12 protein-coding genes, 1 tRNA gene and 1 pseudogene are annotated in these 15,963 nt (G+C 42.4%); all 14 read left to right on the top strand.

The genetic code is table 11. From position 1 onward, the window contains the following. A pseudogene (locus tag G2999_RS13460) lies at positions 1 to 772 on the top strand (TonB-dependent receptor); the annotation flags it as partial. Next, positions 762 to 1,355: a nicotinamide riboside transporter PnuC gene (gene pnuC, locus G2999_RS06535; RefSeq protein ID WP_010179964.1), complete on the top strand. Its 594-nt coding sequence runs from the start codon at positions 762 to 764 to the stop codon at positions 1,353 to 1,355. The pseudogene G2999_RS13460 and the gene pnuC, both read left to right, overlap by 11 nt. Before the next feature lie 5 nt (positions 1,356 to 1,360). Next, positions 1,361 to 2,338 carry a phosphotransferase family protein gene (locus G2999_RS06540; RefSeq protein WP_010179966.1) on the top strand — a complete coding sequence of 326 codons (978 nt, stop codon included), beginning with the start codon at positions 1,361 to 1,363 and terminating at the stop codon, positions 2,336 to 2,338. Between the two features lie 54 nt (positions 2,339 to 2,392). Next, positions 2,393 to 2,469, top strand: a tRNA-Trp gene (locus G2999_RS06545). A 23-nt stretch (positions 2,470 to 2,492) separates the two neighbouring features. Next, complete coding sequence (rfaH, locus tag G2999_RS12045) at positions 2,493 to 3,023, top strand: transcription/translation regulatory transformer protein RfaH (RefSeq protein ID WP_010179968.1); 531 nt, start codon at positions 2,493 to 2,495, stop codon at positions 3,021 to 3,023. A gap of 221 nt (positions 3,024 to 3,244) precedes the next feature. Then, positions 3,245 to 5,743, top strand: a complete 2,499-nt coding sequence (locus G2999_RS06560; protein WP_010179972.1) for a YjbH domain-containing protein — start codon at positions 3,245 to 3,247, stop codon at positions 5,741 to 5,743. 20 nt (positions 5,744 to 5,763) lie between these two features. After that, complete coding sequence (locus tag G2999_RS06565) at positions 5,764 to 8,556, top strand: SLBB domain-containing protein (RefSeq protein WP_198006093.1); 2,793 nt, start codon at positions 5,764 to 5,766, stop codon at positions 8,554 to 8,556. Between the two features lie 8 nt (positions 8,557 to 8,564). Further along, complete coding sequence (locus tag G2999_RS06570; RefSeq protein WP_010179976.1) at positions 8,565 to 9,509, top strand: Wzz/FepE/Etk N-terminal domain-containing protein; 945 nt, start codon at positions 8,565 to 8,567, stop codon at positions 9,507 to 9,509. A gap of 400 nt (positions 9,510 to 9,909) precedes the next feature. After that, positions 9,910 to 10,239 (top strand): MarR family EPS-associated transcriptional regulator, encoded by a 330-nt coding sequence (locus G2999_RS06575; RefSeq protein WP_010179978.1) that lies wholly within the window; start codon positions 9,910 to 9,912, stop codon positions 10,237 to 10,239. Positions 10,240 to 10,456: 217 nt separating this feature from the next. Continuing rightward, positions 10,457 to 11,890, top strand: a complete 1,434-nt coding sequence (locus G2999_RS06580) for a phosphomannomutase (RefSeq protein WP_010179980.1) — start codon at positions 10,457 to 10,459, stop codon at positions 11,888 to 11,890. A gap of 7 nt (positions 11,891 to 11,897) precedes the next feature. Beyond that, positions 11,898 to 12,365: a GDP-mannose mannosyl hydrolase gene (locus G2999_RS06585; RefSeq protein WP_010179981.1), complete on the top strand. Its 468-nt coding sequence runs from the start codon at positions 11,898 to 11,900 to the stop codon at positions 12,363 to 12,365. A gap of 3 nt (positions 12,366 to 12,368) precedes the next feature. Beyond that, positions 12,369 to 13,775: a mannose-1-phosphate guanylyltransferase/mannose-6-phosphate isomerase gene (locus G2999_RS06590; protein ID WP_010179983.1), complete on the top strand. Its 1,407-nt coding sequence runs from the start codon at positions 12,369 to 12,371 to the stop codon at positions 13,773 to 13,775. A gap of 45 nt (positions 13,776 to 13,820) precedes the next feature. Next, the gene (gene gmd, locus G2999_RS06595; RefSeq protein WP_010179985.1) at positions 13,821 to 14,942 is read left to right on the top strand and encodes a GDP-mannose 4,6-dehydratase; all 1,122 of its coding nucleotides are present in this window, start codon (positions 13,821 to 13,823) and stop codon (positions 14,940 to 14,942) included. 50 nt (positions 14,943 to 14,992) lie between these two features. Next, positions 14,993 to 15,958 (top strand): GDP-L-fucose synthase, encoded by a 966-nt coding sequence (locus G2999_RS06600; protein WP_010179987.1) that lies wholly within the window; start codon positions 14,993 to 14,995, stop codon positions 15,956 to 15,958. The last annotated feature ends 5 nt before the right edge of the window (positions 15,959 to 15,963 follow it).

The following is a 15,963-nucleotide window of genomic DNA, read 5'->3' on the forward strand; positions in this document are numbered from 1 at the left end:
CGTCAGCGGCCACACCGTTTATGCATTTGTTGCACGTGGTTACAAAGCAGGTGGGTTTAATGCCGATGAGCGAGTGCCTGATGCACAGCGTATTTATGAAGCTGAGTACAACTGGCATTATGAGGCGGGTGTGAAATCGCGCTTTGCCGACAATGCTGGCAACCTTCGTTTAGCCCTGTTTTACATGACTCGTGAAAACACCCATGTCAGTGATTTTGCGACCTTTGCTCAAGATGGCGGTGCGGTTGAATTTATTGATATCGTGGATAATGCTGATACGGGGATCAACCAAGGCGTTGAAGCTGAGTTAGCATGGCAGTTAAGCGAGCGTGTCGATGTTGGTGTGAATTTAGGCTATCTCGATGCCACGTTCAAAGGGTTTACACGCAGTGATGGCCTGACGGTAGCTAAGCAGGATCAAGCACAAGCGCCAACATTTTCTGGCCAAGCATTCATCAATACGGTCATTGCCGATAACGTTTTATGGCATGTTTCACTTGAGGCTAAAAGCGCGCATCGTTTCTCGGATGGTCATGATGAAATTAACCCAGGCTTTGGTCTATTAAACACGTCTATTACCGTACCATTGTCGGGCGGTTTTGATGGCTGGACGGTGAGTGCGTTTGTGAATAATGTCACGGATAAGGTGTATTATCTGCGCGGGTTTGGTGGCTTTAGTAATGATCCTCGTGACTATTATGAAACACCAGAGCCGTACGTTCAGTTTGGGTACGGTCGTCAAAGTGGCGTGCAAGTGAGCTATGCTTTTTAATTTACTAGAAGTCGGTGCCGTCATTTGTGCACTGGCTTATATGGTCTTAGTGGCGCGCGAACATATCGCGTGCTGGGCCTTTGCGTTTGTTTCGACGGCGCTTTTTACCATTGTATTTTTTGAAGCTGCATTATCATTTAGTATGCTGCTCAATCTTTATTATATGGTGATGACCGGTTATGGTTATTGGCAATGGCGCCAGCCTACAGATAAGGTCGTTAACCCTTCCACGAGCATACATACACGTCATCCAACCTTCCATCTCACACTGATCAGTATGGGGTTATTGATTAGCGCAGTGTTGATAGCTGGGACGGTAGAAACGATTGGTGACACTTTCAATCAAGCAATGTTGATTGGCATACTGGATATTGTGGTGAGTGTCTTTAGTGTTATGGCGACCGTCATGGTCGCGCATAAAGTGTATGAAAACTGGTTTTACTGGATGGCGATTAATGCCTCGGCGGTTGTGCTATACAGTTTATCTGGGCTGTATATGAGTGCTGGGTTATTTGTCATTTATTTTGTGTTTTCATTGTACGGATGGCGTGAATGGCGCGGATTAATCACGCAAAGGACATAAGCGGTATGGCGACATCACACACCGATCACTTAACATTCAATGATGAGGCGATGGCGATCTTACGCGATGTTGCATCTACGTATGTCGGTGAATCAGTTACACAGCGCACTGTGCAGGTAGCACGTTGTGATGGGACTCATGGTGTCTGGATAGTGGCTTTTGGTGATGTAAAGTTAGTGTATAAGCAATTCATCACACATGATGCTCAAGCGTTTTCTCATGCCTCGACATTTCAATTACAACGCATTCTCTTCCAGCTAGGTTTAGCGGCAGAACCATTATATTTTGACGCTCATAAAGCCGTGTGGATAGAAGCGTACCTGCCTGCGCAGGCACTGCCTGTTGTAAAGGGTGAAGAGGGAGCCAACAGCTTATCCCATCACAGTGCTAACCATAACAGCACTATCCATAACAGCACTATCCAGAATGGCTCTATCCAAAACATAACAATCGATAAGGTTCAAAACGAAACGATCCATATTTTGACCCAGGCGCTGGTTAACTTACATCAAGTCCGCGCAGTCGATGTCCAGAGTAATGGTGAGGATGGCGAGGGTGATGGCGATAATATAAGATGGCTTGATCCATTTAAACAGGCTGATTATTTATTAGCGCAGCTTACACCGGCTCAAGCCAAGCGCTTCACTGACGCACTATCCATGCTACGCACAGATATTCAATCGACAACCAATCAAGATGAACCTTGGGTGCTATGTCATAATGATTTGCATGCGGCACATGTACGAACAGATAAACGCTGTATCGATTGGGAGTATGCGGGGATAGGTCCTCGGTATTTTGATGTGGCGATGTGTATAACGATTAACCAAATTTCTGCCAGTGCACACCATGCGTTTATCGAAGCATATGCCCAGTTAACTGATACCGATCTAGCCTATGTCCAGCAACAAGTCGCCAGTTATTTAAGGCTATGCACGATCATCAACCAGATGTGGGAACAAGTCCTCCATCATAGCGCATAAGTGTTTTTTCTTTACCTTTAGGTAAAGCCTTGTATAATGCTCAGCGTTTGTTGCAGGGGCGTAGTTCCAATTGGTAGAACAGCGGTCTCCAAAACCGATGGTTGGGGGTTCGAATCCCTCCGCCCCTGCCAAATTTTCTTAGAAGGCTTTTCTCATGTCTGATACATCTTCATCGCTTTTTTCGGGCCCTCAAGGAAAAGTATGGTACTTACTCTATTGTAAAGCCAAAGAAGAAGGCCGTGCCGTAATGCACTTAGCCAATCAAGGTATCGACGCATTTTATCCCAAAGCGAATATCACCAAAGTCCTGCGCGGTAAGCGTCAGACTGTCGAAGAAGCATTATTCCCAAACTATGTTTTTGCTCAACTTGATCACGATGTCCATAATTTTACCTCGGTGCGCTCCACTCGAGGAGTAATCGGGTTTGTGAAACAGGGAAAGGATTATCAAAAAGTCTCTCAAGCGTTGATTGATGTGTTTGTGCAGTGTGATACGGTGGATAAACTCGATAGCGCATTGCCAACCAAAGGGGATAATGTCATGTTACAACATCCTCAATATCAAAATATCCCCGCGATTTACCAAGAGCCCAAAGGTGAAAATCGAGCAATATTACTGATCCACTTGCTCAATAAGCCGGTGGAATTAGTCGTAGACAATAGCCAATTTACCAAAAAGGATTAGGCTAGGCGTTAACGCTGGATGATAGCGCCACTATTATCTTTGATCTAAGAAAATGGCTTAGAAGGATCAGCGATGTTCTCATTGTAGTCACCCATTTCATCGGTATAATGTGCGTCATATTGTCTAGCTGTACCAAGAATAAGTATATTGTGTTGTCGTTAAGCCCTTTTTCATTATTGAGCGTGTCATTTGCCAAGCTTGCCAAGGCAAAGTGGTGGTTCATGATCGTGCTTTGTGCATGGGCTTTTCATACGATGATCCCTCGTGTCCACGCGACTAATATTTACGAGCCGGTCGCCGATGTCCCCATTGATGGTCAATTTTCCTTTAGCCTGACTCAAGATAATATTGGTCAACACGCTGATCTTGCTTATCAAGTCACCCCGTGGATGATGATGGGGGCAAACTATGTGCAGCTCAATCACCCAGAGCGTTTTGCGTCATTTCGATTTGATGCATTAGTGAAGGTACGTGATGCACAAGGTTATTTACCTGCCATTCATTTAGGAATGCGTGATTTTACTAATCAAGCGAACCTGAAAACGCCTTTTGCCGTAGCATCTTGGTATCATAAACAGTGGCAGTTTGAAGCAGGTGCTGATACTCATATTTATAGCAGTATTGGGTACACACATCCTCGATACCCACTTACATTTCAAGCTAGTTATCATGATCAAGGGCGTTTGCTGGTTGAGCGATCATGGTACCAGCAAGATGCACAGTCTCACAACAGTGATGCATTACCGCTATCGTCAGTTCGCCTACAAGCACGTCCAGCCAAATTTATGTTGTCTAGTCGGTGGGAGTTTCAACCCGGTATAGAGCTCGGTGTGAGTATCGGCGACAATCAGCATTGGGGCTTATCGATAAAGGCGACTTTAGATAGTCAACGCTCGCCGGCCAGGTATAAGGCACCCACGACACCGGATACGGTTGTTTCTGAAACGTCGGTGGATTTGACCAAGACATTTGAAAATTTAGATATGCGTTTACATGGGGTAGTGTCTGAGACCGATAATGAGACTAGTACTAACGCCACTGCCACTGAAAGTCAGAATAACAGTAATGTGAAGTCGCCTTCGGATAGATTATTAATCGGGGTGAGTCAAAGTGCCTATCCATATTGGCCTGATGCCATTAGCCAAGCTCATTCGGCGTTGACCCACGTACTCCCGTTGGATATTGGCAGTGTGGATTATGTGATCCATACCGATGCTAAACCGATGATGCGGGTGCATAAAGATATCACCCGAAATGAGTTGTTCAAAGATTTTAGTGACTCGCAACGGGTTCATCCTTTAACAATGAATGATTTGGTGCAGTTAGATGCTCATTGGCAAATAGCATCACCACAATGGCGAGTGTCATTAGAACATCAAGGATGGTTAGGCGAACAAGCATCTCCCATTCATCATCTTTTACAAGCCCATGGAGCGATGCAATGGCAGTTCGATGTGAACTGGTCTGTATTCGGGCAAATGAATCTAGATATCGCAGAAGATAACACCAGTGACAGCGCATTTACGATCAATGATATCAACCCGCGCTTAGCACGTACCCAAGCCCAAAATATTCATATTCCGCAACTTATGCTCCAATACCATGATACGGCGGTGGTCACGCAGTTTGGCCATCAAGCTAATTTACATTACCAAGTTAATGGTGGATATTTAGCGGATAATTGGGCAGGGGTTGGAGTCGATGTTTTATACCAACCATGGCAGACACGTCTAGCTTATGGGATCTCGCTGGCCCAATTAACCGCCCGAAAAATCGATGGACTGCTATCACTGTCTGATGATGAACATTTAACTACTCATATCGATAACGATCCAGATGCGTTTACTGCACTCGGGAGTGTGTTTTGGGGAACACCGTTTTATGATATTGATGTAGCACTGCATGCAGGCCGTTTTGTCGGACAAGATACAGGCACAAAATTTGAATTAAGACGGACGTTTGACAATGGTTGGCAATTTGGGATCTGGGGCAGTCGCACCCACCATGATGGTCAACGCTTTTCGGATCATGGATTATATTTATCCATTCCCCTAGATACTGCCTTAGCTAAGACGAACAGCTATACTCGGCATATTGATTTTAACAGTCACATAAATCAAATAGAAAATACGGGTGGTTATATGCTACCATACGGCGCGTCAAATACTTGGTGGTCGCAGCGCGCTGCATTTAAGTCGTTAACGCGTAAAAGAGAGTCTTCACGGCAGCGACAGTTTTATACATCAGATAAAGCCAACACTTGGCTATTAGTCGTGGGGGGTTATGAAGTGACCGGTCAGGTACGCTATATTACCCCAACCGTTGATGGGACTCATGCTACCGGAGGCACTCAAGATAATCAGGTCGCTTATTACCAGTTCGAGTCAGATAATGGCGATAGACTTCGCTTTACTCAAGATGGGATCATGAGTATTGACCGACTGGCCCAGCGGCCCTTGAATATGCAATTTAATGATGTATCTGCATCTGAGTCTGTTGACGAGGCGAGTGTACTTCGCCAAGTGACGGTCGGTCAGCTAAATTATGCCGCTTACCGATGCAGTGCATTAACACGGTTGAGTTTTACCGCGTCACAGCGATGTGAGAGTCAGCCTTCCCATCGTGTTGAACTACAATACGATAAAGATTTTAGGCCAGTGCGCATAGCGCAGTGGTTAGTATATATGAATCAACATTTAGAATTAAAGAGGCTAAATTAGCCATGGAAATGGAGTTAACTTTGAATACATTATCTCGTCGGATCACCACGTTATTAGTAACAGGTGTGAGTTTGATTGCATTTCAACTGCACGCACAGCAACCTACTGCTGAGCAGCTGAAGATGTTTCAGTCTCTGCCTAAAGCTCAGCAAGCCGCGTTAGCGAAGCAGTACGGTGTGGATTTAAATGCCATTCAAGGCGCCGGTGGTGCCCCTGCACAAATTTCTAATCCCAATGTTGTCATTCCCACCGCCCCCGATAGCGCCGAAACGGTTGAAGAAGATATTGTGGAAGAAGCGGCCAAAGAAACTACCGCAGACACGAAAGAATCGCGTAATACCCAGATGGATCTGCAGATGTTTGGGTATGATCTATTTGCGGGTGCGCCGACGACGTTTGCCCCTGCTACAGATATTCCTGTTCCGGGTGAATATATCGTAGGACCTGGCGATAACATCAACCTAAACCTATACGGTAAAACGAACTCACAGTTAACGGTTGTCGTTGATCGTGAAGGCAAAATTAATGTCCCTGAGTTAGGGCCAATTCATGTGGCGGGCTTATCGTTCCAAGAGCTCAAAGCCATGATGAAAGAAGAAGTGAAACAACGGGCAATTGGGCTAAGTGTCTTAACTACATTGGGTGAATTACGCTCAGTGCGTATTTTCATTTTAGGTGAAGCAAACCGTCCAGGTTCATACACCGTGAGCTCATTATCGACGATCACTAATGCCTTATTTGTCAGTGGCGGGATCAAAAAGACCGGTTCATTACGTAATATCCAATTAAAGCGTAACGGGCAGTTGGTCTCGACGTTTGATTTATATGACTTACTGTTAAAGGGCGATACGAGCGATGATGTGCGCGTATTACCGGGTGATGTGATTTTTGTGCCGCCGGTAGGTAAAACTGTGGGGATTGGCGGTGAAGTGAAACGCAGCGCGATTTTTGAACTCAAAGAAGAAACGACCTTTGCCGATCTTGTGCAGCTCAGCGGCGGTTTCTTACCGACGACTTATTTACCCGCAACCAAAGTGAACCGGATTGATACGACAGGACAACGAACCATCCTGGATCTGGACTTAAGTGACAGCGCAAATCTTCAACGCAGCTTAAATAATGGCGATCTGGTACGTGTATTTTCTATTTTAGATAGCTTAGAAGATGTTGTCACTGTGGCAGGCCATGTGTATCGTCCAGGTAACTATGCATTCAATGACGGTATGCACGTAGGCGATATCTTAGCGGATATCAAAGATGTACTGCCTAATGTGGATTTAAGTTATGCCCTGATCCGTCGTGAAACACCGGTCAATCGTGAAATTTATTTTGAACAGTTTGCACTGAGAGATGTATTTGCTGGTCAAACAGTTGCATTAGCCCCACGTGATAAAGTGGTCGTATTTGCCAATGACGGTGAACGAGATGCTCTCATCGCTGACGATATTGCGCGTCTTCGTGGTCAAACGATGTTAAATGAGCCGGCTAAAGTAGTCAGTGTCGTGGGACCGGTGAAACAGCCTGGTAGCTACCCATTGATGCAAGGCATGAGTGTGAAGCAATTACTCCAAGCGGCGGGTAACTTAACCCTGACAGCAGAAGAAGAGTATGCGGTCATTATTCGTCGTAATGCGCAGCGTGATGTGGAAGTGGTGACACTGAACTTATCGGATGATGCGTTATTAGCGACATCACTTCAAGCAGAAGACCAGTTATATGTGTTTGGAAAAGACCAAGACCGAGCAGACACACTTGCGCCAGTCATGTCACAATTAGCCGATCAAGCCACTAAAGAGTTAGAAAATCAGCTGATCACTATCTCCGGTGAAGTGCGCTTTCCTGGTACCTATCCGTATTCTAAAGACATGACGATCCCAGAGATTGTGTTAGCTGCCGGTGGTTTAACCGAATCTGCGTACTTAGAGGAAATAGAGATCTCTCGTTTCTTCACCGATAAGAGCTCGATAGCGAGTCGTAACACTTATCAGGTGAACTTAGGCGCTGAATTGAGTGATCCAAAAACGAAGCTACAAGCTAAGGATGTGATCCAGGTTCGCCGGATCCCGCAATGGTACGAAGACCAGTATATTGAGTTAGGCGGTGAGTTTGTCTTTCCTGGTCGTTACTTGGTCAAAGACGGTGAATCGTTACGCAGTGTGATTGAACGAGCAGGCGGTTTTACACATTTGGCTTATCCTGGTGCGGCGGTATTTATGCGTGACTCGGTGAAAGATAAAAACGTCGAAGAGTTGGCGCGTTTGGAAAAAGTCTTAGAAAAACAAATTGAAATTGCGTTAGCAGCCAAAGCCATGTCAGCGACATTAGGTGTACAGACAGCATCACCAGATAAGGATAAGATCGCCAATCTCATTCAAGGGGATGATATGGATGGATTAGGGCGTGTTGCAATTGATTTAACCGCGCAAGTCAGTGGTCAAAACAGCCCGATTGAAGTATTCCCGAATGATAAATTATTTGTACCGCGTAAACCGGCAACCGTCCAAATCTTAGGTGAAGTACAAATGAACTCAGCCCATGTATTTAATGGTGACTTATCATTGTCAGATTATTTAGCGCTTGCCGGAGGCACGACACAATTTGCAGATGAATCAGGAATATATGTTATCCGTGCTGATGGACGTGTTGTCACACCAAACAGCTGGTTTAGCTACACTAATAGCGATATTCAAGCCGGGGATACCATTGTGGTGCCATTAGATGTGAACTTACGTGACGGGTTAGGCTTATGGCAACAAGTCACGCAAATTATCTATAACAGTGCTGTGGCAGTTGCTGCTATTCGTGGTCTATAGGAGTTATCATGTCGAATAATCACATACCTGAACCTGTTGCTCATGATGATGAGATTGATTTAAAAGAACTCTTTACGACCATATGGGCAGGTAAGGTGCTCATCATCGGTGTGACATCTGTATTTGCTGTGCTGGCGGTCGTTTATGCCCTCATGCAGCCTAATATCTACCGCTCTGAGGCATTACTCGCCCCAGTACAGGCCGGTGATAGTGCTTCGTCTTTAGCCAGTCGATTTGGTGGACTGGCCTCATTAGCGGGGGTGAATCTCGGTGGCGGCGGAATGAACAAAACCTCCTTAGCCATAGAGTATATTCAATCACGCGCTTTTTTAGACAGCTTCATGGAAAATCGTCCAGGGGTATTGCCAGCGTTGATGGCCGTCGATAAGTGGCAAGCGGGTGATAACACCTTGGTGTATGATGAAGAGATTTATGACGCACAAACCAGGCAATGGTTACGCGAAGTCACAGCACCAAGACAGCCTAAGCCCAGTGTGCAAGAGGCTCATCTTGTGTTTAAACAGATCTTGAGTATATCTCAAGATAAAGACACGTCGTTTGTGACCTTAGCCATTGAGCATCAATCGCCGTATATCGCTGCTCAATGGGTCACGTGGTTAGTTGAAGATCTCAACAAATTACTCAAGCTAAAAGATATTGAACAGGCTGAGCGTTCTATTGCGTATTTACAGTCAGAAATTAATAACACGTCATTATCAGAAATGCGTTCGAGCTTATTTGAACTGATCCAATCGCAAACCCAAACTATCATGTTGGCCAATGCAAGTCCTGAATATATTTTTAAGACTGTTGATCCGGCTGTGGTGCCAGAACTCAAAGCCAAGCCAAAACGCGCATTAATTGCTGTGTTAGGCACGCTTTTAGGCGGCATGTTAGGTGTCCTGATCGTATTAGTACGCCACTTCACTGGTAAAGCACACCCAGCTGAGTAACCCCTCTCAAAATCCCATCACATTGATGATGCATCCACCCAATAAGAAGGGTCTATCTAAGACTTTTTCTTATTGTGGTGTATCAAAGACTTTGCTATTGTTCGCGCCGTGAACAAAACACCATAAATCAATCTGATATGTAAATGGCCGTATTCATTGAAAACGCCGTTATATCAAAAATATAACTTGTTCAAAACATGAATATTTGCTATTGTTCATGGCGTGAACGCACTAACAATATTTTTGATAATGATTATCAAATAAGTGCACTTGTTCACGCTAAAAAGGAATGCAACATCACAAGGAAGCTTGCCAATATACTGCATTCCTTGCGGTAGCCTACCTGAAAGAAAATAACTGTATTGTTAACCCCCTTTTTTTCATTATTCATAGAGCATTTATGTCGCCAAGACAACGAGATGTAGTTCGCTTTAGAGTGCTACAGGCAATCGAACAAAATCCCAAAGCATCACAACGTGAGCTGGCCAAAGCGCTGGGCGTGAGCTTAGGCAGTGTCAATTTTTGTTTAAAAGCGCTCGTGGATAAAGGGTTGGTGAAAATTGAAAACTTTGTGAAATCCGATCACAAAAAAGGCTACGCTTATTATTTAACGCCTTCGGGTTTAATAGAAAAAAGCGATATCACCGCGCAGTTTTTAAAGCACAAAGTCGCAGAGTACGAACTGCTCAAACAAGAGATAAAAGAGTTACAGAGTCAGGTGCATCGTTAAGCTCGTTGTCTGATAAACGTGCTAAAAACGTTTTAGCAACGTAAGATGAACGACTCGGTAATGGTGAATAATGTTAACCCGCGATAGTGGGCATTATCGGTTATTAGATGTCGTTTAATCTCATTAGTTTATAAAGATTAACTGGTTTTTATGCACTTTAGCAGTTAGCTGCGGTGATTGAATTAAAGCGAGTTAAAGTTAGTAATAAGGTATTAATTTGTCTATAAATTCAAAGCTAGAGACTGCTACTGTATTAAAAGAAAGTGGTGTTACTTTTGGAACCAGTGGTGCTCGTGGATTAGTAACGCAATTCACACCTAATGTTTGTGCTGCCTTCACTGTCGCGTTTACACAATGTATTCAACGTCACTATAGCTTCCAAACCGTAGCGATAGCGATAGATAATCGTCCTAGTAGTTATAATATGGCAAAAGCGTGTTCAGCAGCACTAGAACAGCTAGGTATTCAGACAGTTTATTACGGCGTTGTACCCACTCCAGCGTTAGCTTATGTTGCAATAAAAGATAGTATTCCTGCAATTATGGTCACGGGCAGTCATATTCCGTTCGACCGAAATGGCCTTAAGTTTTATCGTCCAGATGGTGAGATTAGCAAAGCTGACGAAATAGAAATCTTAACCGAAGAAGTATCGTTTTCTCCAATCATAGACTTACCTGAACTGAGCAGTGATGACAGAGCGACGGAAGATTATATAAAACGTTATACTTCGTTATTTTATGATGCATGGTTAACCGGTAAGCGTATTGGAATTTATGAGCACTCAAGCGCAGGTCGTGATATTTATTACCGTATTTTTGAAAAGCTAGGGGCTGAAGTTATTTCATTAGGGCGAAGCGACCAATTTGTGCCGATTGATACTGAAGCGGTATCACAAGAGGATAAAGAGAAAGCAATTAAATGGTCGAATCAATATGATTTAGATGTCGTTTTCTCTACTGATGGAGACGGTGATCGTCCATTAGTTTCTGATGAAAATGGTAATTGGTTACGTGGAGACATTCTTGGTTTGTTATGTGCTGATGCATTAAGTATTGAGGCACTTGCGGTGCCGGTTAGTTGTAATACAGCGATTGAATTAAGTAATAAATTTGATTATGTAAAACGTACTAAAATTGGCTCACCTTATGTTATCGCAGAGTTTGCAGAACTATCTAAGAGATTCAATTCAGTTGCAGGTTTTGAAGCAAATGGTGGATTCCTGCTAGGCACTGATGTGCAATTAAATGGTCGGGTGTTAAAAGCATTACCAACACGGGATGCAATGCTCCCAGTTATTATGTTACTTGCAGCTGCAGATAAAGACGTTATTTCAACATTAGTTAATGCATTGCCACAACGCTTCACTTGCAGTGATCGTATACAAAATTTTCCGAAAGATAAAAGCCAAACTATTATAACGGAAGGTAAAGCTAATCCAGTTAAATTACTCGCAACATTGGGATTTGAAAATATAAAGATTACCAATGTTGATGATACAGATGGCTTAAGAATAACATTAGCAGATGAAAGAATTGTTCATTTGCGCCCATCAGGTAATGCACCAGAACTACGTTGCTATGCTGAAGCAAATAATTACTTACAGGCGAATAATTGTGTTGTGAAAAGTCTAAGTAAACTTCAGGGTATATAAATTTTATATGATACAATATTTATCTACACAAACCTTTGCCAATGTCATTGAACATGCGCCTCTTATCTCAATCGATTTATGTCTTGTTCACCAAGGAAAAATATTGCTTGGTAAGCGCAATAATCCACCTGCAAAAGACTTTTATTTTACGCCAGGCGGAAGAATATACAAGAACGAGCCATGGCAGGATGCTATGCAGCGAATAGGACAGGATGAATTAGGCCTTGATATTCAAGTAAGTGATTGGCAGCTAATGGGAATGTGGGACCATTTCTATAAAGATAGTATTATTAATGAAGATATTTCCACTCACTATGTCAATATGCCTTATTATTTCGAAGTATCAATTCTTCCTGATTTGTCTTCAGACTCTCAACATTCATCACTTTCTTGGTTTGAATTATCTCGTTGCCTAAGCAACGACATGATCCATCCCTACACCCAAAACTACATTCAATGGATATTAAATAGGTAAACTATGCAATTAGTCGTCATGGCTGGTGGAACCGGCTCACGTTTGTGGCCAATATCACGCAGTAACTTTCCTAAACAGTTTATTAATCTTGTTACAGAACATTCTATGCTACAAGACACTTTATTACGTGTGGATGGGTTAAAGACTGACGCACCCTATATTATTTGTAATGAAAGTACTCGATTCTTAGTTGCTGATGAGCTGCAAAATATCAATGTTACAGATAGTAATATTATCCTTGAGCCTGTTGGCCGAAATACAGCGCCCGCGATTGCTTTAGCGGCATTTGATGCAATATCCAAAGGACAAGATCCTATATTGCTGGTGCTTGCAGCTGATCATGTTATTAAAGATCAAGATGAATTTATAAGAATAATATCGTCGGCAGAGTCTGCTGCCAGTAAAGGAAAGCTGGTGACATTTGGAGTTGTACCCAATGCCCCTGAAACCGGTTATGGTTATATTAAAACAGGCCAACAAGAGTCTGATTACTTTAATATTGAAGCATTTGTTGAGAAGCCGGACCTAGATAAAGCAACAAGTTACTTAGCTTCAGGTGACTATCTTTGGAACAGTGGTATGTTTATGTTTAAAGCATCAACTTACTTAAACGAGTTAAAACTCAACAGTCCAGATATATATGCCAGTTGTGAAATAGCGATACAACAAGCAACGACTGATATGGATTTTATTCGTATCTCAAAAGAGCTGTTTGAACAATGCCCTGATGACTCTATTGATTATGCGGTCATGGAAAAAACGGAAAATGCGGTAGTAATTCCGTTAGATGCAAAGTGGAGTGATGTGGGCTCTTGGGCTAGCTTAAGTGACATATCAGATAAAGATGAATATAACAATGTGCATCAAGGTGATGTGATAAGCGTTGATACCCAAAATACGTATGTATATTCACCTGACAGATTAACTGCCACTATCGGGTTACAGGATTTAATTATTGTAGATTCAAAGGATGCCTTATTAGTCGCTCACAAAAATAATAGCCAGGATGTAAAAAAAGTCGTAAAGCAGCTTAAACAAGAAAATAGAAGTGAGTATTCGACACATCGTGAAGTACACCGCCCTTGGGGCAAGTATGATTCAATTGATAATGGGGAACGTTATCAAGTCAAACGTATCACAGTAAAGCCAGGTGCGAAATTGTCTGTACAAATGCATCATCATCGCGCTGAGCATTGGATAGTGGTATCGGGTACTGCAAAGGTCACTAACGGTGATAAAACATTTATATTATCTGAAAATGAATCTACATATATTCCAGTTGGAGTAGTACATGCACTTGAAAACCCAGGTAAGTTACCATTAGAGCTGATTGAAGTTCAATCAGGTGCATATCTTGGTGAAGATGATATCGTACGATTTGAAGATAATTATGGAAGAGTTGCCAAGTAGCTTGCAGACTATGTTTGGTACTAAGTAAAATATAAGAGGAATAAAATGAATAAAGTCGCATTAATTACTGGGGTAACTGGACAAGATGGTTCTTACTTAGCCGAGTTTCTACTTGATAAAGGGTATGAAGTACATGGTATTAAACGCCGTGCATCATCTTTAAACACTGAACGTGTAGACCATATTTATCAAGATAATCATGAAAAAAATCAAAAATTTTTTCTTCATTACGGTGACTTAACTGATTCTTCAAATCTAACTCGTATTATCAAAGACGTACAACCTGATGAAGTATATAACTTAGGTGCACAGTCGCACGTGGCAGTTTCGTTTGAATGCCCTGAGTATACAGCAGATGTTGATGCAATGGGGACATTACGTTTGTTAGAAGCGATTCGCTTTTTAGGGCTAGAAAAGAAAACAAAATTTTATCAAGCTTCAACATCTGAGCTTTATGGTGAAGTCCAAGAGATTCCACAAAGAGAGACAACCCCATTTCACCCTCGTTCTCCTTATGCTGTAGCGAAGATGTATGCTTATTGGATAGTTGTGAACTATCGTGAGTCTTATGGAATGTATGCCTGTAATGGCATATTATTTAATCATGAATCTCCACGCCGTGGGGAAACCTTTGTGACTCGAAAAATAACACGTGCAATTGCAAACATTGCCCAAGGATTAGAAAAATGCTTATACCTTGGCAACATGGATGCATTACGTGATTGGGGTCATGCTAAAGATTATGTTCGCATGCAATGGATGATGTTACAGCAAGATTCAGCTGATGATTTCGTCATTGCGACAGGAAAGCAAATATCTGTACGTGAATTTGTAGCACTGTCAGCCAAAGAGGCTGGAATAGAGCTTGAGTTTACTGGTGTAGGCATTGATGAGATTGCAACAGTTAAAGCGGTCACCGGTGATAATGCACCTGCGTTAAACGTAGGAGATATAATTGTTAAAGTTGACCCTCGTTATTTCCGTCCTGCAGAAGTTGAAACACTATTAGGTGACCCTACTAAAGCAAAAGAAAAACTAGGTTGGGTGCCACAAATTACAGTTGAAGAAATGTGTGCTGAAATGGTCAGTAATGATCTGAATAAAGCTAAGCAATATGCGGTTTTAAAAGAGCATGGCTATAACATATCCGTCACTATTGAGAGCTAAGAGATAAAATGTGCATCGTAGCTTGAGCGTGTTAAAAGGTTTGAAATAATATGAATAGAAAAAAGGTATTTGTTGCTGGACATAATGGAATGGTTGGTTCGGCTATAGTTCGACAGTTAGCTAATCAGAATGATATAGAAATCATTACTCGTTCAAGAAAACAGCTAGATTTAACCAATCAGCAAGCAGTACTTGAGTTTTTTCGGGCAGAAAAAATAGATCAGGTCTACCTAGCCGCAGCGAAGGTTGGAGGCATCATTGCCAATAACACATATCCTGCAGATTTTATTTATGAAAACCTTATGATTGAATGTAATATAATTCATAGTGCTCATATAGCAAATATTCAAAAGTTACTATTCTTGGGATCATCATGTATCTATCCTAAATTAGCCGAACAGCCAATGGCTGAATCAGCCTTATTGACTGGCACATTAGAAGAAACTAATGAGCCTTATGCAATTGCGAAAATAGCAGGAATAAAACTATGTGAAAGCTACAATCGTCAGTATGGACGAGATTACAGGAGCGTTATGCCAACAAACCTCTATGGTCCTCATGATAATTTCCATCCAGATAATAGCCACGTGATACCAGCCTTAATACGTCGTTTTCATGAAGCAAAACTGAACAATGATAGTGAGGTTACTGCATGGGGGAGCGGTAAGCCGATGCGTGAGTTTTTATATGTTGATGATATGGCTGCTGCTTCGATTTACGTCATGAATCTTCAAAAGAATATATATAGCGAAAACACTGAGCCGATGCTAAGTCATATCAATGTTGGAACAGGAGTTGATTGTAGCATTCAAGAACTGGTTAATACCATAGCTAGAGTTGTCGATTTTGAAGGTGAAATTAAATTTGATACTACAAAACCTGATGGTGCTCCCCGCAAGTTAATGGATGTTAGCAGACTAAAATCTTTGGGTTGGGAATACACCATGTCATTAGAAGGTGGTCTAACTATTGCTTATCAATGGTTTGTTGATAATCAAAATAGATTTAGGGGCTAAATTAG

This window comes from Glaciecola sp. HTCC2999 (genome assembly GCF_000155775.1).
GTDB lineage: Bacteria > Pseudomonadota > Gammaproteobacteria > Enterobacterales > Alteromonadaceae > Opacimonas.